The 21,935-nt window shown below is 72.9% G+C and carries 18 protein-coding genes; 15 read left to right on the plus strand and 3 right to left on the minus strand.

The window, feature by feature from the left end:
- Positions 1 to 265: 265 nt before the first annotated feature.
- The gene (locus QFZ82_RS30420) at positions 266 to 613 is read right to left on the minus strand and encodes an SCP2 sterol-binding domain-containing protein (RefSeq protein WP_307716184.1); all 348 of its coding nucleotides are present in this window, start codon (positions 611 to 613) and stop codon (positions 266 to 268) included.
- Between the two features lie 42 nt (positions 614 to 655).
- On the opposite strand from QFZ82_RS30420, the gene QFZ82_RS30425 reads away from it, so the two are divergent.
- The 6 genes from QFZ82_RS30425 to QFZ82_RS30450 all read left to right on the plus strand — a co-directional run bounded on the left by QFZ82_RS30425 (position 656) and on the right by QFZ82_RS30450 (position 6,526).
- Positions 656 to 922 (plus strand): hypothetical protein, encoded by a 267-nt coding sequence (locus QFZ82_RS30425; RefSeq protein ID WP_307716185.1) that lies wholly within the window; start codon positions 656 to 658, stop codon positions 920 to 922.
- Positions 923 to 929: 7 nt separating this feature from the next.
- A complete protein-coding gene (locus QFZ82_RS30430; RefSeq protein ID WP_307716186.1) occupies positions 930 to 1,745 on the plus strand; it encodes a TlyA family RNA methyltransferase in 816 nt (271 codons plus the stop codon).
- Entirely contained in the window at positions 1,742 to 2,674 is a 933-nt protein-coding gene (locus QFZ82_RS30435) for an NAD kinase (RefSeq protein WP_307716187.1), read from the plus strand. The genes QFZ82_RS30430 and QFZ82_RS30435 overlap by 4 nt, the downstream gene beginning before the upstream one ends.
- A 96-nt stretch (positions 2,675 to 2,770) precedes the next feature.
- Positions 2,771 to 4,489: a DNA repair protein RecN gene (gene recN, locus QFZ82_RS30440; RefSeq protein WP_307717892.1), complete on the plus strand. Its 1,719-nt coding sequence runs from the start codon at positions 2,771 to 2,773 to the stop codon at positions 4,487 to 4,489.
- 89 nt (positions 4,490 to 4,578) lie between these two features.
- Complete coding sequence (locus QFZ82_RS30445) at positions 4,579 to 5,361, plus strand: hypothetical protein (protein ID WP_307716188.1); 783 nt, start codon at positions 4,579 to 4,581, stop codon at positions 5,359 to 5,361.
- Between the two features lie 88 nt (positions 5,362 to 5,449).
- Positions 5,450 to 6,526, plus strand: a complete 1,077-nt coding sequence (locus QFZ82_RS30450; RefSeq protein ID WP_307716189.1) for a glycosyltransferase family 4 protein — start codon at positions 5,450 to 5,452, stop codon at positions 6,524 to 6,526.
- 526 nt (positions 6,527 to 7,052) lie between these two features.
- On the opposite strand, the gene QFZ82_RS30455 is transcribed toward QFZ82_RS30450, so the two are convergent.
- Together QFZ82_RS30455 and QFZ82_RS30460 are read right to left on the minus strand one after the other, a co-directional pair.
- Positions 7,053 to 8,672 (minus strand): PucR family transcriptional regulator ligand-binding domain-containing protein, encoded by a 1,620-nt coding sequence (locus QFZ82_RS30455; protein ID WP_307716190.1) that lies wholly within the window; start codon positions 8,670 to 8,672, stop codon positions 7,053 to 7,055.
- A gap of 44 nt (positions 8,673 to 8,716) precedes the next feature.
- The gene (locus QFZ82_RS30460) at positions 8,717 to 10,519 is read right to left on the minus strand and encodes a glycoside hydrolase family 15 protein (protein ID WP_307717893.1); all 1,803 of its coding nucleotides are present in this window, start codon (positions 10,517 to 10,519) and stop codon (positions 8,717 to 8,719) included.
- Between the two features lie 480 nt (positions 10,520 to 10,999).
- Between QFZ82_RS30460 and QFZ82_RS30465 the strand changes: the two genes are divergently transcribed.
- The 9 genes from QFZ82_RS30465 (at position 11,000) to QFZ82_RS30505 (ending at position 21,845) form a co-directional block, all read left to right on the plus strand.
- Positions 11,000 to 12,664, plus strand: a complete 1,665-nt coding sequence (locus tag QFZ82_RS30465; protein ID WP_307716191.1) for a CTP synthase — start codon at positions 11,000 to 11,002, stop codon at positions 12,662 to 12,664.
- Between the two features lie 85 nt (positions 12,665 to 12,749).
- Entirely contained in the window at positions 12,750 to 13,376 is a 627-nt protein-coding gene (locus QFZ82_RS30470; RefSeq protein ID WP_307716192.1) for an NUDIX hydrolase, read from the plus strand.
- Between the two features lie 201 nt (positions 13,377 to 13,577).
- On the plus strand, positions 13,578 to 15,617 hold the full coding sequence (locus tag QFZ82_RS30475) for a tetratricopeptide repeat protein (protein ID WP_373429348.1): 2,040 nt from the start codon (positions 13,578 to 13,580) through the stop codon (positions 15,615 to 15,617).
- Positions 15,618 to 15,760: 143 nt separating this feature from the next.
- Complete coding sequence (gene ald, locus QFZ82_RS30480; RefSeq protein WP_307716193.1) at positions 15,761 to 16,876, plus strand: alanine dehydrogenase; 1,116 nt, start codon at positions 15,761 to 15,763, stop codon at positions 16,874 to 16,876.
- A 351-nt stretch (positions 16,877 to 17,227) separates the two neighbouring features.
- Positions 17,228 to 18,394, plus strand: a complete 1,167-nt coding sequence (locus tag QFZ82_RS30485; protein WP_177151154.1) for a ParA family protein — start codon at positions 17,228 to 17,230, stop codon at positions 18,392 to 18,394.
- A complete protein-coding gene (locus QFZ82_RS30490) occupies positions 18,379 to 18,930 on the plus strand; it encodes a hypothetical protein (RefSeq protein WP_307716194.1) in 552 nt (183 codons plus the stop codon). The genes QFZ82_RS30485 and QFZ82_RS30490 overlap by 16 nt, the downstream gene beginning before the upstream one ends.
- A gap of 52 nt (positions 18,931 to 18,982) precedes the next feature.
- Entirely contained in the window at positions 18,983 to 20,137 is a 1,155-nt protein-coding gene (locus QFZ82_RS30495; protein WP_307716195.1) for a ScpA family protein, read from the plus strand.
- Positions 20,138 to 20,169: 32 nt separating this feature from the next.
- On the plus strand, positions 20,170 to 20,739 hold the full coding sequence (gene scpB, locus QFZ82_RS30500) for an SMC-Scp complex subunit ScpB (RefSeq protein ID WP_256356215.1): 570 nt from the start codon (positions 20,170 to 20,172) through the stop codon (positions 20,737 to 20,739).
- Positions 20,739 to 21,845, plus strand: coding sequence for a pseudouridine synthase (locus QFZ82_RS30505; protein ID WP_177151127.1), 1,107 nt, complete (start codon positions 20,739 to 20,741; stop codon positions 21,843 to 21,845). The genes scpB and QFZ82_RS30505 overlap by 1 nt, the downstream gene beginning before the upstream one ends.
- Positions 21,846 to 21,935: the final 90 nt, after the last annotated feature.

Raw genomic sequence — 21,935 nt, forward strand, 5'->3', positions numbered from 1 at the left:
GGGCTTCGCCCCGGGCCCGTGCCGCGCTTGGGCGGTGGCCTGAACCCCCGGCGGCCGTGGGAGACCCTGGTTCTGGAGCGGGGGCTTCGCCCCCCGGCTTCCCTCGCACTCCGGGCGGTGGTGCGCACGCGTCTACGGCCTGGCGGCCCTGCGCGGCGCCCCATACCGGATCTCCAGGCGGCGGCCCCTGCCCCGCGGCCCGGCGGCCGGGGCGGAGCCCCTGAGCATGTCGCCCGGTGGAGCCCCGGGCCGTGGAGGAGTCCGGCTACAGCAGGGCGCGCAGGCGGAGGATGTCGCGGAAGCCCGCCTCCAGACGGACCCGGCCCGACGCCCACGCCCTCGCGAAGTTCAGGTCGCCGTCGACCATCGCCACCAGGTCGTCGCCCGCCATCGCCAGGCGGATCTGTGCCTTCTCCCGGGGCGGGCCCGTCAGCGTGTCCGTCACCTCCATCCGGCCGTCCCGGAGGCGGCCGGTGAACGTCGTGTCCAGGTCCGTGACGTGGCAGCTGAGGGAGCGGTCCAGCGCCGCCGCGCTGCGTACGTCGCCGTCCGCCGTCGCCAGGTTGTCCGAAAGCTTCTTGAGCGCGCCGAGGCACTCCTGCGTCGTGGCCATCGTGATCGACGGTACCGCAGGGCTTCGCGGTAGCGTCTGGGCATGAGCGACTCCATGCCCGCCCGGGAGGGGCCCGTACCCGCGCCGGAGCCGGCGCCCGACCCCGCCGCGCCCGCGCCGCTCGGCGTGCCGCGCATGCCCACCGGCCACGCCGAGGTGGACGCCCTGCTGGAGAGGCTGGCCGACGCCGACCACCTCGCTGCCGACGGCCACCTGGAGGTGTACGAGGATGTACACCGGGGTCTGCGGGACGCGCTGACCGCGCTCGACACGCGCCCCCATGACCCGTCGCACAACCACAGGAGCTGAACCCACCGTGGCAGGAGTCGCCCGCCGCCGTCTCGACGCCGAGCTGGTACGCCGCAAGCTCGCGCGTTCGCGCGAGCACGCCGCTCAGCTGATCGCCGCCGGGCGGGTCAGCGTCGGCGGCAACACCGCGACCAAGTCCGCCACCCAGGTCGAGACGAGCGCGGCGATCGTCGTCGCCGCCGACGACGACGACCCGGACTACGTGTCCCGTGGCGGCCACAAGCTGGCGGGAGCGCTGGCCGCCTTCGTACCGCTCGGCCTGAAGGTCGAGAGGAGGCGGGCGTTGGACGCGGGCGCGTCGACCGGCGGCTTCACCGACGTGCTGCTGCGCGCCGGCGCCGCGCACGTGGTCGCCGTGGACGTCGGCTACGGACAGCTCGCCTGGTCCTTGCAGAGCGATGAACGCGTGACCGTCAAGGACCGTACCAACGTCCGTGAAATGACGTTGGAGACGATCGACGGAGTGCCGGTGGACCTGGTGGTGGGCGATCTGTCCTTCATCCCGCTCGGGCTCGTGCTGCCGGCCATGGTCCGCTGCAGCGCGCCCGACGCGGATCTGGTCCTCATGGTCAAGCCCCAGTTCGAGGTGGGCAAGGAACGCCTCGGCAGCGGCGGCGTCGTGCGCAGCCCGGAACTGCGCGCCGAGGCCGTACGTTCTGTGGCCGAGCGGGCGGGGGAACTCGGCCTCGGCGTACGGGGGGTCACCGCCAGCCCGCTGCCCGGCCCGTCCGGGAACGTCGAATACTTTCTGTGGCTCCGGGCCGGAGCGCCCGAGCTCGATCCGGCGGACGTCGACCGAGCAGTGGCGGAGGGACCTCGTTGACCACGACAGCAGCGACCACGACATCAGCCAGAACCCGCGTACGCACCGTTTTCCTGCTCGCCCACACCGGCCGGCCCGCGGCGATCCGCAGCGCCGAACTCGTCGTCCAGGGCCTGCTGCGCAACGGCATCGACGTCCGGGTGCTGGAGGCCGAGGCGGCGGACCTGCCGCTGCCCGCGTCCGTCGAGACCGTGCCCGACGCGACGCCCGAAGTGCTCGACGGCTGTGAGCTGCTCATCGTGCTCGGCGGCGACGGGACGCTGCTGCGCGGCGCCGAGTTCGCCCGCGCCTCCGGCGTGCCGATGCTCGGCGTCAACCTGGGCCGCGTGGGCTTCCTCGCCGAGGCCGAGCGGGACGACCTCGACAAGGTGGTCGACCGCGTCGTCACCCGCGCCTACGAGGTCGAGGAGCGCATGACCCTCGACGTCGTCGTGCACAGCAACGGCGACATCGTGCACCGGGACTGGGCGCTGAACGAGGCCGCCGTCCAGAAGGTCTCGCCCGAGCGCATGCTCGAGGTCGTCCTGGAGATCGACGGACGTCCGGTGACCGGCTTCGGCTGCGACGGCATCGTCTGCGCGACCCCGACGGGCTCGACCGCGTACGCCTTCTCGGCCGGCGGACCGGTGGTCTGGCCCGAGGTCGAGGCGCTGCTGATGGTGCCGATCAGTGCGCACGCCCTGTTCGCGAAGCCGCTGGTGACCTCGCCGGACTCGACGCTCGCCGTCGAGGTCCAGCCGCACACCCCGCACGGGGTGCTCTGGTGCGACGGCCGCCGGACCGTGGAGCTGCCCTCGGGCGCTCGTGTCGTGGTCAGGCGCGGGGCCGTTCCGGTGCGGCTTGCCCGGCTGCACCACGCGTCGTTCACGGACCGGCTGGTGGCCAAGTTCGCGCTGCCGGTGTCGGGTTGGCGAGGCGCACCGCACTGAGCGCGCTCCGGCGTTGCCCGGGAGAGTGAATGCGTGGCCGGGGTCCGTCGCGCGGCGGCCACCGGACCTCGTAAGGTCGTGTCCGTGTTGGAGGAGATGCGGATACGGTCGCTCGGGGTCATCGACGACGCGGTTGTCGAGCTGTCGCCCGGGTTCACCGCGGTGACCGGCGAGACGGGCGCGGGCAAGACGATGGTCGTCACGAGCCTCGGGCTGCTGCTCGGCGGACGGGCCGACCCCGCCCTGGTGCGGATCGGCGCCAAGTCGGCGGTGGTGGAGGGGCGGATCAGGGTGTCCGCCGACGCCCCCGCCGCGCTGCGCGCCGAGGAGGCCGGGGCAGAGCTCGACGAGGGCACGCTGCTGATCAGCCGGACCGTTTCGGCGGAGGGGCGCTCGCGCGCCCACCTGGGCGGGCGTTCCGTGCCCGTCGGCATGCTCTCCGAGCTCGCCGACGAACTCGTCGCCGTCCACGGTCAGACCGACCAGCAGGGCCTGCTGCGCCCCGCGCGCCAGCGCGAGGCGCTCGACCGGTACGCGGGCGACGCCGTCACCGGCCCGCACGCCAAGTACGCGGCCGCCTACCGCCGGCTGCGCGCCGTCGCCGGCGAGCTGGACGAGCTGACCACACGTGCCCGCGAACGCGCCCAGGAAGCGGATCTCCTGCGGTTCGGACTCGACGAGATCGCGGCCGTGGAGCCGCGGCCCGGCGAGGACGTCGAGCTGGCGGCCGAGGCCGAGCGGCTCGGGCACGCCGAGGCCCTCGCCTCCGCCGCCTCCGTCGCGCACGCCGCCCTCGCGGGCAATCCCGAGGACCCCGAGGCCGTGGACGCGACCACCCTGGTCGCGGGGGCGGGACGGGCGCTGGACGCCGTACGGGCCCACGACCCGGCCCTGGCCGCGCTCGCGGACCGGATGGGCGAGATCTCCATCCTGCTCGGCGACGTGGCCGGCGAGCTCGCCGGGTACGCGGACAACCTCGACGCCGACCCGCTGCGGCTGGCGGCGGTCGAGGAGCGGCGGGCGGCCCTGACCCAGCTGACACGCAAGTACGGCGAGGACATCGCGGCCGTGCTGGCCTGGGCCGAGCAGGGCGCGGCCCGGCTCACCGAGCTCGACGGCGACGACGACAGGATCGGCGAGCTGGTCGCGGAGCGGGACGCGCTGCGCCGTGAACTCTCCGAGCTGGCACAGACCTTGACGGACGCCCGTACGGAGGCCGCGGCCCGGTTCGCGGAGGCCGTCACCGAGGAGCTCGCCTCGCTCGCCATGCCGCACGCCCGGGTCTCGTTCGCCATCCGGCAGACGGACGATCCGGACGGCGTCGAGGTCGGCGGCCGGACAGTCGCGTACGGGCCGTACGGCGTGGACGAGGTCGAGCTGCTGCTCGCGCCGCACCCGGGGGCGCCGCCGCGGCCCATCGCCAAGGGCGCGTCCGGCGGTGAGCTCTCGCGGGTGATGCTCGCCGTCGAGGTCGTCTTCGCGGGCACCGACCCGGTGCCGACGTACCTCTTCGACGAGGTCGACGCGGGTGTGGGCGGCAAGGCGGCGGTCGAGATCGGGCGGCGCCTCGCGAAGCTGGCCAGGTCGGCCCAGGTGGTCGTGGTCACGCACCTGCCGCAGGTGGCCGCGTTCGCGGACCGGCAGCTGCTGGTCGAGAAGACCAACGACGGCTCGGTGACCCGCTCCGGAGTCACCGTCCTGGAGGGCGAGGACCGCGTGCGCGAGCTGTCCCGGATGCTCGCGGGCCAGGAGGACTCGCAGACGGCGAGGGCGCACGCGGAGGAGCTGCTGGCGGCGGCCCGCGCCGACGGCTGACCCGGGACGTGCCGGACCTCCGCGTGTCCCGGTGCCCTGCGCACCGGGGCGGCGCGGCGGCGAACGCGCGTGATCATAGGGTGGGGCCCATGCGAGCAGGCCAGGACACCAGGAGCCCCGCCCGGACCACCGCCCTCCTCACCGCCTTCGGCGCCACGCGGTCGGTCACCGCGGCGCTGCGGCGGCGCGTGGCCCCCGGCTCCGCACGCTGGGAGCGCACGAACTACGCCGGACGCACCGTCGACCTGTTCGCCGGACCGGCCGTCGCTGTCGGGTCCGTGATCGGCGCCCTGCCCGCCCGCACGCAGGGCGCCGCGACGATCGCCGTCGGTGTGGCCGGGCTGTGCGGGGCGTACGACGACATCGCCGGCGCCGGCGACCCGCGGCGCGGCTTCCGGGCCCACCTGGGCGCCCTGCGCCAGGGCGAGGTGACCAGCGGGGCGGTCAAACTGTTCGGGATCGGCGCCGCCGGGCTCGTCGCCGGGGCGATGCTCAAGGAACGCCCGCTCGACAAGCTCCTCGCCGGGGTGGTGATCGCCGGCTCCGCGCACTTCGTCAACCTCGTCGACGTGGCACCGGGGCGTGCCGCCCTCGCCGTCATGGGGCTCGGCGCCCCAGGCCTGCTGCGCCGGGGAGCCGCCGGCGCGCTCGCCGCCGCGCCGGTCGGCGCCGCGGCCGCCGTCGTCACGGACGACCTCGGCGAGCGCACCATGCTCGGCGACACCGGCGCCCATGCGCTGGGCGCGGCGCTCGGTACGGCCGTCGTCGCGGGCAACGGCCGCGCAGGACTCCTCCTGCACGCGGCGGCCCTCGTCACGGCGGCGGCAAGGGGAGCCGACGTCAGCAGGATCGCGGCCGACTCACCTATGTGAGTGATCCCGTCACCGAGGACCCCGTTCCGACACAGGCACGACATCAGGACGGTGCCGGAACGTCCGTACGGGCTGGCATCCTTGGCGCGTGACTGAGCTGCGTACGGTCCAGGTGCTGGGCGGCGGCAGTGCGGGCAGCAGCGCGCACGTCAGGTCGCTGGCCGCGGGGCTGGTGGCGCGGGGCGTGCGGGTGACGGTGTGCGCCCCCGCCGAACTCGACGACAAATATGACTACTTGGGCGCCGGCGCGCACTTCGTGCCCGTGCCGCGCCGGAGCGATCCGCTGTCCGTCGGCGCGCTGCGCACGGCGTGCGCCGACGCGGACGTGGTGCATGCGCACGGGCTGCACGCCGCCGTGCGCTCCGCGCTCGCGCTGAGCGGGCAGCGCGTGCCGCTCGTCGTCACATGGCACACCCGCGGGCACGGTGAGGGCGCGCGGCGCCAGGTCCTGCGGCTCGTCGAACGAAGGGCCGTACGGGCGGCGGCCGTTGTGTTCGCCACCTGCTCCGAGCTCGTCGACCGGGCGCGCGAGCGCGGCGCCCGCGACGCCCGGCTCGCGCCGCTCGCGACGCCCCGCGCCTGCGTGCCGCCGGGCCGCCCGGACAAGAAGCGCGCGGAACTGGGTGCCGTGGAGCGGCCGTTGCTGGTCGCCGTCGGAAGCCTCGACGAACACCGCGGCTACGGGGTGCTGCTGGACGCCGCCCGCCGGTGGCGCGCCCTGGACCCGGCGCCGCTGCTCCTGATCGCGGGGGAGGGGCCTCAGCGGTCCGCGCTCCAGCGGCGCATCGAGGACGAGGACCTGCCGGTGCGGCTGCTCGGCCGGTGCGACGACGCGGCCGAGATCCTCGCGGCCGCGGACGTCGTGGTCCTGCCCAGCCGCTGGGAGGCGCGCTCGGTGCTGGCGCAGGAGGCGCTGCGGCTGGGCGTCCCCCTGGTCGCGACGGCGGTCGGCGGCATGCCCGAACTGGTCGGCGAGGCGGCGGTGCTGGTCCCCTACGGGGACGCGGACGCGCTGGCGTCGGCGGTGTCGGGACTGCTGGCTGATCCGGCGCGCCGGGAGGAGCTGGCGCGGGCGGGGCGGGTGCAGGCGGGGGCGTGGCCGTCGGAGGACGACACGGTCGCGCAGATGCTGAGCGTGTACGACGAGGTGGCGGGCGGGGGGTGAGGCGCGTTTTCCCGGGGCTTCGCCCCAGGCCCGTGTCGCGCTCCGCGCGGTGTCCCCGATGCCGGCGCCGGGTGGGGGGTGCCGCTGCGCGGGGCGCTTTCCCCACCCCGCCCTCCCCCTACGGCCTGGCGGCCGTGGGAGGTGCCCCCATCCCGTAACTGGGGCTCTGCCCCGCACCCCGTACCGCGCTCCGCGCGGTGTCCTCAATCGCCGGACGGGCTGGCTACGCCGCTCCTGCGACAACGACTGGGGCTCCGCCCCAGACCCCGTACCGCGCTCCGCGCGGTGTCCTCAATCTCCCCCTACGGCCTGGCGGCCGTGGGTGGGGCCCCCAGACGGGCTGCATTCAGCCCCGCCGGCGTTTGAGGCACGGGGCTTGGGGCGGAGCTCCGACAAGTACGCCGGGCAGACCCAGCCCCGTCGGCGTTTGAGTCGCGGGGTTCGGGGCGGAGCCCCGACAGGCGCGTCGCACGCGGGGTGCGGGGCGGAGCCCTGCCAAGGGGGCACGGGGGCGGCGGCCCCCGGGTCAGGGGGCGTGGCGGCGGGCGCGGAGGGCCAGGCTCAGGGAGAGCACCGTCTCCGGGTCGTCCAGGTCCGTGCCCAGCAGCTCCCCGATCCGCGCCAGCCTGTTGTACAGCGTCTGCCGGTTGAGATGCAGTTCGCGCGCCGTCTCCGCCTTGCGGCCCGCGTGGGCCAGATACGTCTCCAGCGTCGGCAGCAGCGGCGGGCGCGACGTCACGTCGTGCGCCCGCAGCGGGCCGATCGCGCGGTCCACGAACGCCGCCAGGTCCGGATGCTCGCGCAGTCGCCACAGCAGCAGGTCGATGTCCAGACGACGGGCGTCGTACCAGGGGCGGTCGCTCAGACCTCGGGCCGCCGTCGCGGTCTCCGCCGCGTGCCGCAGCCCCGCGCCCGCCGTGGCCCAGCCCCCCGCCACGCCCACCACGACCACCGGCGGATGCGCCGCCCTCCCGAGGCCCGCTCGTTCGACGCCCGTGCGCAGGGCGTCGGCGACCCGGCCCGCGACCGCCGTCCGGTCGGATTCCGCCCGGAGGCCGACGAGGAGCGGGACGCGGCCCTCCACGGGGCGTACGCCGAGCAGGACCGGCACTCCGAGGGAGGCGAGCGCATCGGAGACGGCCCGGGCGAGCACGGCCCAGTTGCCCGTCGGCGTCAGCTCGGCGGCGAGCCGCATCACCACCGGCAGCAGCGGCCCCGAGCCCGGCTTGAAACCGAGCACGCGGGCCTGTGCCGGGGCGTCCTCGGGAGCGATGCGGCCCTCGGCGAGGTCGGTCAGGAAGTCGCCGCGGCCACGTGCCGCGAGCTCCTCCTCCTGGCGGGCCTGCATGAGGACGACCGCGAGCGATGCCGCCGCGCGCTCCGCGGCGATGCGGTGCACGGGCAGCAGCGGGGACGACACCGCCAGCAGCACCAGCCGGGCGCGCACCGCGGCCGTGCCCCGGCCGCCGCCCGGCACGTCCACCAGGACGGCGTTCGTCGGCGGCCCGTCCTGGCGCCCGCCGCGGAGCCCTTCCCACACCTGGAGCGGATCGGCGACGGCCGCCTCGTCGCCGGGGGTGTCCGCCGCGTACAGCAGCTGCCCGTCGGGTGTCTCCAGGAAGACCGGGTCGCCCGTGAACGAGGCGAGGATGCCGAGCACCTGGGGGACTCCGCCGCCGGCCAGCAGCGCCTCGGTGCACCGCCGGTTCACCTCTTCGGCCTGCCGCAGCAGCGCGTAGTGGCCGTTGACGATCTCGGTGTGGATCTCCTCCGTCACCGTCACGAACGGCACCTCGCGGTGCAGCTGCACCAGCGGCAGCCCCGCCGCGCGGGCCGTCTCGACGATCGTGGCGGGCAGGCGCGTGAAGCGCGACCCCAGCTCGACGACGAGCGCGGCGATCCCGCGTTCCGCGAGCCGGTTCACGAAGGCGCGCTGCTCGGCCGGCCTGGTGCCGAGCCCCAGGCCGGTCGTCAGCAGCAGCTCGCCGCCCTTGAGGAGCGAGGCGATGTTGGGCACCTCACCGGCGTGCACCCAGCGGACCGTGCGGTCGAGCCGGTCGGCTCCGGCCAGGACCTCCGGCAGCCCGCTGCGGAGGCCGTGCAGCTCCAGTGCCCGCTGCACGGTGATGCCGCCCTGCGTGTCCATGGCTGCGGACGCTACAGGGGCGGCACGACCAGGAACAACACGGATCAGCCTCCGTACGCGCCCGAGGCCGTCAGCCGCAGGGCGGTGTCGATCAGCGGAACGTGACTGAACGCCTGGGGGAAGTTGCCCACCTGCCGCTGGAGCCGCGGGTCCCACTCCTCGGCGAGCAGCCCGAGGTCGTTGCGCAGGGCCAGCAGCTTCTCGAACAGCTTGCGGGCCTCGTCGACCCGGCCGATCATCGCCAGGTCGTCGGCCATCCAGAACGAGCACGCGAGGAACGCGCCCTCGTCGCCCGGCAGGCCGTCCACGCCCTCCTCCGCGCCCTCGGTCGGGTAGCGCAGGATGAAGCCGTCGGACGTCGACAGCTCCCGCTGGATCGCCTCGATCGTGCCGATGACCCGCTTGTCGTCGGGCGGCAGGAAGCCCATCTGCGGGATCAACAGCAGGGAGGCGTCGAGCTCCTGCGAGCCGTACGACTGCGTGAAGGTGTTGCGCTCCTTGTCGTAGCCCTTCTCGCAGACGTCCCGGTGGATCTCGTCGCGCAACTCGCGCCAGCGGTCCAGCGGTCCGTCGGCGTCGCCGGACTCGATGAGCTTGATGGTGCGGTCGACGGCGACCCAGGCCATCACCTTGGAGTGCACGAAGTGCCGGCGCGGGCCGCGGACCTCCCAGATGCCCTCGTCGGGCTGGTCCCAGTGCTTCTCCAGGTACTGGATCAGCTTGAGCTGGAGCAGCGAGGCGTAGTCGTTGCGCGCCAGGCCGGTCATGTGCGCGAGGTGCAGGGCCTCGGTGACCTCGCCGTAGACGTCGAGCTGCAGCTGGTGCGCGGCGCCGTTGCCGACGCGGACCGGGCTGGAGTTCTCGTAGCCCGGCAGCCAGTCCAACTCGGCCTCGCCCAGCTCCCGTTCGCCCGCGATTCCGTACATGATCTGCAGGTTCTCGGGGTCGCCGGCGACCGCGCGCAGCAGCCACTCGCGCCAGGCGCGGGCCTCCTCGCGGTATCCGGTGCGCAGCAGCGACGACAGGGTGATCGCCGCGTCGCGCAGCCAGGTGTAGCGGTAGTCCCAGTTCCGTACGCCGCCGATGTCCTCGGGGAGCGACGTCGTCGGCGCGGCGACGATCCCGCCGGTCGGCGCGTACGTCAGGGCCTTCAGCGTGATCAGGGAGCGGACGACGGCCTCGCGGTAGGGGCCGTGGTAGGTGCAGTGATCGACCCATTCGCGCCAGAAGTCGACGGTGGCGTCCAAAGAGCCCTCGGGGTCCGGCAGGGCCGGCTGCTCCCTGTGCGAGGGCTGCCAGCTGATCGTGAACGTGATCCGCTCGCCGGGGGAGACCGTGAAGTCCGAGTAGGTGGTCAGGTCCTTGCCGTACGTCTCCGCGTCGGTGTCCAGCCAGACGGAGTCGGGCCCGGCGACGGCGACCGTACGGTTGTCGATCTTGTGCACCCACGGCACCACGCGCCCGTAGCTGAACCGCATGCGCAGCTCGGAGCGCATCGGCACCCGGCCGCTGACACCCTCCACTATCCGGATCAGCTGGGGCGCACCGTCACGAGGCGGCATGAAATCGGTCACGCGGACCGTGCCGCGGGGCGTGTCGTACTCCGACTCGAGGATCAGCGAGTCGCCGCGGTAGCGGCGGCGGTCGGCGGCCGGCGGTGCGTCGTTCACGCTGTACGCCGGCCCGAGCCGCCAGAATCCGTGTTCCTCGGTGCCGAGGATCCCCGCGAAGATGGCATGCGAGTCGAAGCGGGGCAGGCACAGCCAGTCGACCGTGCCGTCCCGGCAGACCAGAGCTGCGGTCTGCATGTCTCCGATGAGTGCGTAATCCTCGATGCGCCCGGCCACGTGCATCTCCAGTCGAACGGCCACGTCCGCCCCGCGGGGCGCTTACTGCAGTCAAGGGTCGTTGACGAGCCGCGGTGACCCCAAACACCACAGTGGCACCGTCGCCACCCGCATGGTGTGGGGGTGCCGGATTTTCCGGGTGACGGGGCTCCGTGGTGCCGGTCGACCGGCCCGGCTCGGCAGCGAGTGTCCGAGCAGGATACGACGCACGCAAGTGATGCGCGCAGGTGTCCGGACAACATGACTGCGCCGAACGGGCGAGCGGCAGGCGGGCTGCGGTGAACGGCCCGTACGCGTCCCGGGCGCGTCGGCGGGTGTGGCCGGAAGCGGCCGTGGCCCGTCGCTGATACCCTGGTACCCCGTGGACCGGTGGCCGTCCCGATACGAGAAGGCCCCGAAACCGCAGCGACGGCACCCCCGAATCCGGGTCGGACGCCGGCACGCACCCCACCTCGCGACCACGGGAGCCCCCTCTTGGCGATGCCGCCCAAATCCATGACGACCAAGCACATCTTCGTCACCGGGGGTGTCGCCTCCTCCCTCGGCAAGGGCCTCACGGCCTCCAGCCTGGGCGCGCTGCTCAAGGCACGGGGCCTGCGGGTCACCATGCAGAAGCTCGACCCGTACCTGAACGTCGACCCGGGCACCATGAACCCGTTCCAGCACGGTGAGGTGTTCGTCACCAACGACGGCGCCGAGACCGACCTGGACATCGGCCACTACGAGCGCTTCCTGGACGTCGACCTCGACGGCTCGGCCAACGTCACCACCGGCCAGGTCTACTCGCAGGTCATCGCCAAGGAGCGGCGCGGCGAGTACCTCGGCGACACCGTGCAGGTCATCCCGCACATCACCAACGAGATCAAGTCGCGCATCCGCCGCATGGCCACCGACGACGTCGACGTGGTGATCACCGAGGTCGGCGGCACCGTCGGCGACATCGAGTCGCTGCCGTTCCTGGAGACCGTCCGCCAGGTCCGCCACGAGGTCGGCCGGGACAACGTCTTCGTGGTGCACATCTCGCTGCTGCCCTACATCGGCCCGTCCGGCGAGCTGAAGACCAAGCCGACGCAGCACTCGGTCGCCGCGCTGCGCAACATCGGTATCCAGCCGGACGCGATCGTGCTGCGCGCGGACCGTGACGTGCCGACCGCGATCAAGCGCAAGATCTCGCTCATGTGCGACGTCGACGAGGCCGCGGTCGTCGCCGCCATCGACGCCAAGTCGATCTACGACATCCCGAAGGTGCTGCACACCGAGGGCCTGGACGCGTACGTCGTGCGCAAGCTGGACCTGCCGTTCCGCGACGTCGACTGGACCACGTGGGACGACCTGCTGGACCGTGTCCACAACCCCGACCACGAGGTCACCGTCGCGCTGGTGGGCAAGTACATCGACCTGCCCGACGCCTATCTGTCGGTCACCGAGGCGATGCGCGCCGGCGGCTTCGCGAACAAGGCCCGCGTCAAGGTCAAGTGGGTCACCTCCGACGACTGCAAGACGCAGGCGGGCGCGCAGAAGCAGCTCGGCGACGTCGACGCGATCGTCATCCCCGGCGGCTTCGGCGAGCGCGGTGTCGACGGCAAGGTCGGCGCCATCCGCTGGGCCCGCGAGAACAAGGTCCCGCTGCTCGGCCTGTGCCTGGGCCTGCAGTGCATCGTGATCGAGGCCGCGCGCAACCTGGCCGAGATCCCCGACGCGAACTCCACCGAGTTCGACGCGGCCACCGCGCACCCGGTGATCTCCACCATGGAGGAGCAGCTGGCGTACGTGGAGGGCGCGGGCGACCTGGGCGGCACCATGCGGCTCGGCCTGTACCCGGCCAAGCTCGCCGAGGGCTCGATCGTGCGCGAGGTCTACGCGGACCAGCCGTACGTCGAGGAGCGCCACCGCCACCGCTACGAGGTGAACAACGCCTACCGCGCGGAGCTGGAGAAGAAGGCGGGCATCCTCTTCTCGGGCACGTCCCCCGACAACAAGCTCGTCGAGTACGTCGAGTACCCGCGCGAGGTGCACCCCTACCTGGTCGCCACCCAGGCGCACCCCGAGCTGCGCTCGCGCCCCACCCGTCCGCACCCGCTGTTCGCCGGTCTGGTGAAGGCGGCCGTGGAGCGGCAGCAGGCCGCGCGCACGTCGGGCGCGTAACCGCAGGCGATACGGTTGACCGGGGTACGGACCTTGCGGGTCCGTGCCCCGGTTTCCGTTTGTGCGTGGTGGAAGGACGCTTTTGATGACCATCAAGGACACGCCCGAGGTGTGGCGGGTCACCGCGACCGAGACGCCGTTCCGGGGCAACAAGACGAGCGTCCGCACCGACGACGTGGTCATGCCCGACGGATCGGTCGTCAAGCGGGACTACCAGGTCCACCCGGGATCGGTCGCCGTCCTCGCCCTCGACGACGAGGGGCGGGTGCTGGTGCTGCGCCAGTACCGGCATCCCGTGCGCCACAAGCTGTGGGAGATCCCGGCCGGCCTGCTGGACGTGCCCGGGGAGAACTCGCTGCACGCGGCCCAGCGGGAGCTGTACGAGGAGGCGCATGTCAAGGCCGAGGACTGGCGGGTGCTGACCGACGTCTACACCACCCCGGGCGGTTGCGACGAGGCCGTGCGGATCTTCCTGGCGCGCGACCTGTCGGCGGCGGACGGCGAACGCTTCGAGGTCGCCGAGGAGGAGGCGGACATGGAGCTGGCACGGGTGCCTCTGGAGGAGCTGGTCCACGGGGTGCTCGCCGGGGACCTGCACAACACGTGCCTGGTCGTCGGTGTCCTGTCGGCGGTGGCGGCGCGCGCGGGCGAGGGCTTCGACGCGCTGCGCGAGGCACAGGCCCCGTGGCCGGCCCGCCCGTTCGAGGCGTGACGCGGCCTCCGTCCCGGCCAGGCCGGGGCTGGCGGGTACGTCAACCCCACCAATATGAAGATCCGTTGATCCGATCGAGCGATCGCGGCGTCGTCCCCGGCCGCTCCGCACGGTTCGTCGCAGAGCGTGAACTACGCTCGAACCGCCCGTGCGGAGCCCCGGCGGGCTCGGCTCGTGCGCGGACGGACTGGAGCGTGACCCGTGACGGATCAGGCGCTGGACTTGGGCGGCCCCGACCGGGCGGATGCCGTTCGCTCCGGCCGTGGTGACCGTTTCTTCGGCCGCCAGCGGGAACTGAAGTCACTGCACGCCGACATCGAACACGCCGGACTCGACACCCTCGCGGGCCGCAAGGCCGCCCGTGCCCGCGTCCTCCTCATCGCCGGGCGGCCCGGTTCCGGGCGCACCGCGCTCGCCGAGGAGCTCGCCCGGCAGCTCGCGGACCGATACCCGGACGGCGTTCTGCGGGTCCGGCTTGCCGAGCCCGGCGGCCGGCCCGTACCCCTCGAGGAAGCCGCCCGGCACCTGCTCGGTGACCTCGGCGTCGCCTCGCCGCCCGGCGCCGGTGACGACGAACTGACCGAGCTGGTCCGCGACGCCCTCGCCGTACGCCGTGCGCTGCTCCTCGTCGACGAGGCCCACGACGCCGAGCACGTCGACCTGCTGCTGCCCGACAACCCCGACTGCCTGGTCGTCGCCGTCTCCGACGGGCCGCTCACCGGCATCCCCGGCGTGCGCCCCTGCACCGTCGGCGGCATGGACGCCAAGGCCGCCATCGAACTGCTCACCGCCTTCACCGGCGAGGTCCGCATCACGGTGGACCCGCAGGCCGCCGAGGCGGTCGCCGAGGAGTGCGGCGGGCTGCCCGCCGCGCTGGTCCTGGTCGGCGGCTGGCTGGCCGCCCGGCCCGGGGCGTCGGTCGCCGACGCCGCCAAGCGGCTGCGGGCCCTGCCGGACGACGGCGAGCAGCCGCGCGGCGTACGGCCGCTGGCCCGCGCGTTCCGCCTGGTCTACGAGTCCCTGCCGCAGCCCGCCGCGCGGATACTGCGACTGCTCGCCCTGGCCCCGGCCGGTTTCGCCGACGCCCACACCGCCTCCGCCCTGGCCGGCTGCTCGGTGGTCGCCGCCCGGACCACCCTCGGCGGTCTCGCCGAACTCGGTCTGCTGCACACCGCCGGGGACGGCTTCGAGGTGCCCGGCTGTCTCGCCCCCCTGCTGCGCGCGCTGTACGAGGTCAGCGACCGGCCCGCCGAGGTGCAGCTCGCCAGGGCCCGCATGCTGGAGCGGACCGTACGCCGTCTCCAGGCGTGCCGCGCGGTCACCGAGCCCGAGGGGTCACCGGCCCGCAAGAAGCTGGCAGGCCTTCCCCGCGCGCTGCGTTTCACCTCCGTCGGCGAGGCCGACGCGTGGCTGCGGGCGCACCGGCCCGCGCTGCTGGCCTCCGCACGGCTCGCCGTCGACGACGGCGAGCTGGACACGCTGGCCCGCAGGCTGGTCGCGGCCCTGGTCAGAGCCCTTGCCGCGCACCAGGGCACGGAGGCCGCCGCGCCCGACCTGTACGGACTGCACCGGCTGGTGCTCGACGTCGCCGAGCGACGCGGTCTGCACCGGGAGCGGGCCGCGGCGTTGCTGAACCTCGCCGACCTGGACGCCAGGACCGGCCGCACCGAGGACGCACTCACCCGCTACCGGGCCGCGCTGGACGCGGGCCGGGCAGCGAATGACCCCTATGCGACCGGCCGCGCGATGGAATCCGTCGGCGGTGCCTACCAGGAGCTGGGGGACTGGCAGAGGGCGGCCGACTGGTACGGGCGCGCGCTCGCGCAACGCCAGGCGCGCGGAGAGCAGGCCGACGCGGCGCGGCTGTACGGACGCCTCGGCACGGCCCACACCTACGCGGGCCGCTACGGAGAGGCGCTGCGCAGCTGGCGGGCGGCGGCCGCCGGATATCGCAGGCTCGGCGACGTCCCGGCCCAGGCACGGGCGCTGAGCGAGGTGGCCCGGGTTCAGGAGTACGCGGGACGGCCGGAGGAGTCGCTGCACACCTGCCGCGAGGCCGTGGAATGGGCGCGGCGCGCCGGGGACGTACGTCTGCAGGCCGCGCTGCAGCTCAGACTGGCCGACACGCTCGACCGTCTCGGTGATCCGGCCGCGGCGCGGCTGCACAGGCTCACTGCGGAAAGACTGCTTGGAACCGAGGCTTCCACCTACGAAATCCGTAGTGGTCTCGAAGAGGATTGATGCTTTGTAAGGCTAGACAGCGGGAAATCCTTCATTAGACTGGCTGCGCCACGTCTTCTCGTGGTGTGTCCCGGTGCGCGCTGTGTGCCTGGGTATCTATGGCATTGACCGAAACATCCCCTGAGCCAAGGACCGTGATCGACGTGAAGGTCGGTATCCCCCGCGAGGTCAAGAACAACGAGTTCCGGGTGGCCATCACCCCCGCCGGCGTGCACGAGCTCGTGCGCAACGGCCACCAGGTGTTCGTCGAGCAGAACGCCGGTGTCGGCTCCTCGATCACGGACGACGAGTACATCGCCGCCGGTGCGCAGATCCTCCCCACCGCCGACGAGGTCTGGGCCACCGCCGACCTGCTGCTGAAGGTCAAGGAGCCCATCGCCGAGGAGTACCACCGCCTCCGCAAGGACCAGACCCTCTTCACCTACCTGCACCTCGCCGCGTCCCGCGAGTGCACGGACGCCCTCCTGGAGTCCGGCACCACCGCCATCGCGTACGAGACGGTGGAGACCGCGAACCGCGCACTGCCGCTGCTCGCCCCGATGTCCGAGGTCGCGGGCCGTCTGGCCCCGCAGGTCGGCGCCTACCACCTGATGCGCTCGGCCGGCGGCCGCGGCGTGCTCCCCGGCGGCGTCCCCGGGACCCACGCCGGCAGGGCCGTGGTCATCGGCGGCGGCGTCTCCGGCTGGAACGCCACGCAGATCGCCGTCGGCATGGGCTTCCACGTCACCCTGCTCGACAGGGACATCAACAAGCTGCGCGAGGCCGAAAGGATCTTCGGCACCAAGGTGCAGACGATCGTCTCCAACGCCTACGAGCTGGAGAAGGCGGTCATCGAGGCCGACCTCGTCATCGGCGCCGTCCTCATCCCCGGTGCGAAGGCCCCGAAGCTGGTCACCAACGAGCTCGTCGCCAAGATGAAGCCCGGAAGTGTCCTTGTCGACATTGCGATCGACCAGGGCGGCTGCTTCGAGGACTCCCGTCCGACCACCCACGCCGAGCCGACCTTCCAGGTCCACAACTCGGTCTTCTACTGCGTCGCCAACATGCCCGGCGCGGTGCCCAACACCTCCACCTACGCGCTGACCAACGCCACGCTCCCCTACATCGTGTCGCTGGCCAACAACGGCTGGGTCGAGGCGCTCCGCCGCGACGCCGCGCTCGCCAAGGGCCTCAACACCCATGACGGCAAGGTGGTTTACACGGAGGTCGCGGAGGCGCACGGCCTCGAGAGCATCGAGCTGAGCGCGCTGCTCGGCTGACGAGTCAACCGACGTCGTCAACGTCACGCATCCGGCCGGACCTTGCCGCAAGGTCCGGCCGGACGCGTGTTCCGGCCCGGTTCGCCGCGCTCGCTCAACTCGCCTCGAACGTAACCCTTTAGCCGTTTCGCCCGTCGACGAAACCTGTGCTCGGGAGCACGCGGAAAGGGCTCTGCGCTCTTGACAGCAGGGTGTTCGATTGCCGACACATCGGGCCGGGTCCGGCGGATTGTGTTGCTGCGGACCGGTGACACGCCATAGAGTCGCCAACCGTCGGCATGGTGCCACGCTGACCTATCGATAAGTTTCCTGGTCACGTCCAAGGAGGTAAGACGACTTGTGAATGAGTCGATATTTACTCCCGGGGGTGGTCAACCAGGAACGGCTTCTGCGGGCCAGGACCCGTCGAACGGTTTCGAGGCTGTCGGCTCCGTCGCTGTCCGCCCCTTCGCGACGCACCAGCACACGACGCACATGACGACACCCCACACGATGAAGATGATGGACGGCCAACACGTGAACGCCATGGCCGGCAACGAGAGTGGCCGAGAGTCCACCCACTTCGCCGCCTACGAGGAAGTCCCCGAAGGGCACTTCTACGACCCCGACGCCGAGTACGAGCCCGATCCCGAGTACGCGGCCACCCTCGCGCCCGACGCTGCCCGTCAGCGCCGCGAGCGGATCGGCCCCACCGGGCGCCCCCTGCCGTACTTCCCGATCCCCGGCCCGCTGACCGATCACGGTCCCGCGAAGATCATCGCGATGTGCAACCAGAAGGGCGGCGTCGGCAAGACGACGTCGACCATCAACCTGGGCGCGGCACTCGCGGAGTACGGACGCCGGGTGCTGCTCGTCGACTTCGACCCGCAGGGCGCGCTGTCCGTGGGCCTCGGAGTCAACCCCATGGAGCTGGACCTGACGGTCTACAACCTCCTCATGGAGCGCGGCATGTCCGCGGACGAGGTGCTGCTCAAGACCGCCGTGCCCAACATGGACCTGCTGCCGAGCAACATCGATCTCTCGGCCGCGGAAGTGCAGTTGGTGAGCGAGGTCGCGCGCGAGTCGACGCTGCAGCGTGCGCTGAAGCCGCTGATGTCCGACTACGACTACATCGTGATCGACTGTCAGCCCTCGCTCGGCCTGCTGACCGTCAACGCGCTCACGGCGGCTCACAAGGTGATCGTGCCGCTCGAGTGCGAGTTCTTCGCGCTGCGCGGTGTCGCGCTGCTGACCGAGACCATCGAGAAGGTCCAGGAGCGGCTCAATCCCGAGCTGGAGCTCGACGGCATCCTCGCCACGATGTACGACTCCCGGACCGTGCACAGCCGCGAGGTGCTGGCGCGTGTCGTCGAGGCCTTCGACGACCACGTCTACCACACGGTGATCGGCCGGACCGTGCGCTTCCCGGAGACCACGGTGGCCGGTGAGCCGATCACCACGTACGCGTCCAACTCCGTCGGCGCCGCCGCCTACCGCCAGCTCGCCAGGGAGGTGCTCGCCCGGTGTCACGCCGAGTGAGTCTGCCCGGGGCCGACGAGCTGTTCCGTACGACCGGGGGCACGGCGCTGCAGGCGTCGACCCCGCGCAGGCAGACGAACGGTGAGCCGCGGGTGCCGGCGCCGGCGGGGGAGAGCGACCCGGCGGCGGACGGCACGCCGTCGTCCCGTTCGCAGGAGCACTCCGCGGCTGCCGAGGCGGAGGCTCCCGTCGAGGAACGCAGCCGGGGCACGGAGGCCGCGGAGGCGGCGTCAGGCGCGGCCAAGGGCCGCCCGGCGCCGGCGGGCGAGGAGCCGACGGCCGGCGCGACGCGCCGACGTGGGCGCGGCGCCAACCGCCGGCCCAGTGGCCGTGAACGGCACGACGAGAAGATCACGGTCTACGTCTCGGCCGAGGAACTGATGGACCTGGAGCACGCGCGGCTCGTGCTGCGCGGCGAGCACGGCCTGGCCGTCGACCGCGGGCGCATCGTGCGCGAGGCGGTGGCGGTGGTGCTGGCCGACCTGGAGCAGCGCGGCGACGCGAGCATCCTCGTGCGGCGTCTGCGCGGACGCTGACGCGGTAGCCTGCGGGCCTGCCCGCCTGCGCCGCTCCCCGTCCTGGACCACGATGCCCCCGACCGACGACACGTCCCGCCCGTCGCGCCGCCGTGCGCTGGGCCGCGGCCCGGGCACGGGGCCCGCGCCGCGCGCCGCGGGCGAGCCCGCGGCGGAGGCTCCGGCCGGGGCGGATCCCGTGGGCGAGCCCCCGGCGCGTGCGCTGCGTGAGGTGGGGGAGCGTGCGGCAGGGGTTGTTTCCCCCGCCCCGCCCCTCCCCGAAACCGGGGGCGAGCCCCCGGCCCCCCAGACGCGTGCGCCGCGCCACGCGGGCGAGCCCGCGGTGGAGGGCTCGGACCCGGAGGGCATGGCTCCCGGTGGTGCGGAGGGTTCCGACGGGGCGGTCAGGGAGGCGTCGGCCGAGGGAGGCGGTGACGGGCGGTTCACCGTGCGGTTGGCGAACTTCGAAGGGCCCTTCGACCTCCTCCTTCAGCTCATCGCCAAGCACAAGCTCGACGTCACCGAGGTCGCCCTCTCCAAGGTCACCGACGAGTTCATGGCGCACATCCGGGCCATGGGCGCCGACTGGGACCTCGATCAGACCACCGAGTTCCTCGTCGTCGCCGCGACGCTCCTCGACCTCAAGGCAGCCCGGCTGCTCCCCGCCGCCGAGGTGGAGGACGAGGCCGACCTCGCGCTGCTCGAAGCGCGGGACCTCCTGTTCGCGCGGCTGCTCCAGTACCGCGCGTACAAGCAGATCGCCGAGATCTTCGACCGCAGGCTCGACGACGAGGCCCGGCGTTTCCCACGGACCGTGGGGCTGGAGCCGCACCACGCGGAGCTGCTGCCCGACGTCGTCATCAGCATCGGGGCCGAGGGCTTCGCGAGGCTCGCCGTCAAAGCGATGCAGCCGAAGCCCAAGCCGCAGGTGTACGTCGACCACATCCACGCGCCCCTCGTCAGCGTCCGTGAGCAGGCCGAGGTGGTCGTCGCCCTGCTCAGGGAGCGCGGCAGAGCCACCTTCCGCGAGCTGACCGAGGGCGTCGACGACACCCTGACCGTCGTGGCGCGCTTCCTGGCGCTGCTGGAGCTGTACCGCGAGAAGGCCCTCGTCCTGGACCAGCAGGAGGCGCTCGGGGAGCTCACGGTCACGTGGGCGGCCGGGAACGGGGCCGCGGCGGTGACCGTCACCGACGAGTTCGACCAGGTTGTGGAGGAGAAGGAGTGAGCGAGCTCAAGCCCGCGCTGGAGGCCGTCCTCATGGTCGTCGACGAGCCGGCCACCGAGGAGCACCTCGCGAAGGTGCTGGAGCAGCCCCGCAGGGCCGTCGCGGACGCCCTGCGGGAGCTCGCGGACGAGTACACGGTGCAGGGGCGCGGATTCGAGCTGCGGCTCGTCGCGGGGGGCTGGCGGTTCTACAGCCGCCCCGAGCACGCCGCGGCCGTCGAGCGCTTCGTCCTCGACGGCCAGCACGCCCGGCTCACGCAGGCCGCCCTGGAGACGCTCGCGGTCGTCGCGTACCGCCAGCCCGTCAGCCGTTCACGGGTCTCCGCGGTGCGCGGAGTGAACTGCGACGGCGTCATGCGCACCCTCCTCCAGCGGGGTCTGGTCGAGGAGGCGGGCACGGAACCCGAAACAGGTGCGATCCTGTACAGGACGACGAACTACTTTCTGGAGCGGATGGGCCTGCGCGGCCTGGACGAGCTCCCGGAGCTCGCGCCCTTCCTCCCCGAGGCGGACGCGATCGAGGCGGAGACGCAGGAAGGGCTCCCGTCGTTCGATCCGGATGCACCGGATCGTGAGGACGCAGACGACAAGACGGAACTTTGATGCGAAGCAGCAGCGGCAGGAACAGCAGCGGAAACAACGGCGGGAGCCGTGGTGGCAACAGCGGCAGCCGCGGCGGCAGCAGCGGCGGGCGCGGCAACCCCCGGGGTGCCGGCAACAACCGCGACGACAAGCAGGGCAGGCCCCGCAAGCCCCGCCCCGAGGAGCGCCGCTACGACGTGGGCACGCCTTCCGAGGGCCCGAAGAAGGGCCGCGGCGGCGCGGCCCGCGGCGGCGCCAAGGGCGGCCCGAAGCAGTCCCCCCAGCGCGGCGGCGGCCGCACCGCTCCCGCGCGCTCGCGCGAGTACGAGGCCCGCGCCGAGCAGCGCAACCGCGAGCGGTACGAGAACAAGCCGCAGATCAAGACCCCCAAGACCTTCGAGGACCAGGAGGGCGAGCGGCTGCAGAAGGTGCTCGCGCGCGCCGGCATGGGCTCCCGCCGTGCCTGCGAGGAGCTGATCGACGCGGGCCGTGTCGAGGTCAACGGCGAGATCGTGATCGAGCAGGGCGTCCGCGTCGACCCCGAGAAGGACGAGATCAAGGTCGACGGCCTGACCGTGGCGACCCAGTCGTACCTGTTCTTCGCGCTGAACAAGCCCGCCGGTGTCGTCTCCACGATGGAGGACCCGGACGGCCGGCAGTGCCTCGGCGACTACGTGACCAACCGTGAGACGCGGCTGTTCCACGTCGGCCGCCTCGACACGGAGACCGAGGGCATCATCCTGCTCACCAACCACGGCGAGCTGGCCCACCGCCTCACCCACCCCAAGTACGGCGTGAAGAAGACGTACCTCGCCGCCATCCAGGGCCCCCTGCCCCGCGAGGTCGGCAAGCGCCTCAAGGACGGCATCCAGCTGGAGGACGGCTACGCCCGGGCGGACCACTTCCGGGTCGTCGAGCAGACCGGCAAGAACTACCTGGTCGAGGTGGTCCTCCACGAGGGCCGCAAGCACATCGTGCGCCGCATGCTGGCCGAGGCGGGCTTCCCGGTGGAGAAGCTCGTGCGGACCGCCTTCGGCCCGATCACCCTCGGCGACCAGAAGTCGGGCTGGCTGCGCCGCCTGACCAACACCGAGGTCGGCATGCTGATGAAGGAAGTCGGTCTGTAACAGCGCAAACCGCCGCAAGAGCCCGCGACCGTTCTCGGTCGCGGGCTCCTGCCGTCTTGTGGCGCGCACCCGGAGCCGTTTATAGTCAGC

Origin of the sequence: Streptomyces sp. V4I23 (assembly GCF_030817975.1) — a bacterium.
Taxonomy (GTDB): domain Bacteria; phylum Actinomycetota; class Actinomycetes; order Streptomycetales; family Streptomycetaceae; genus Streptomyces.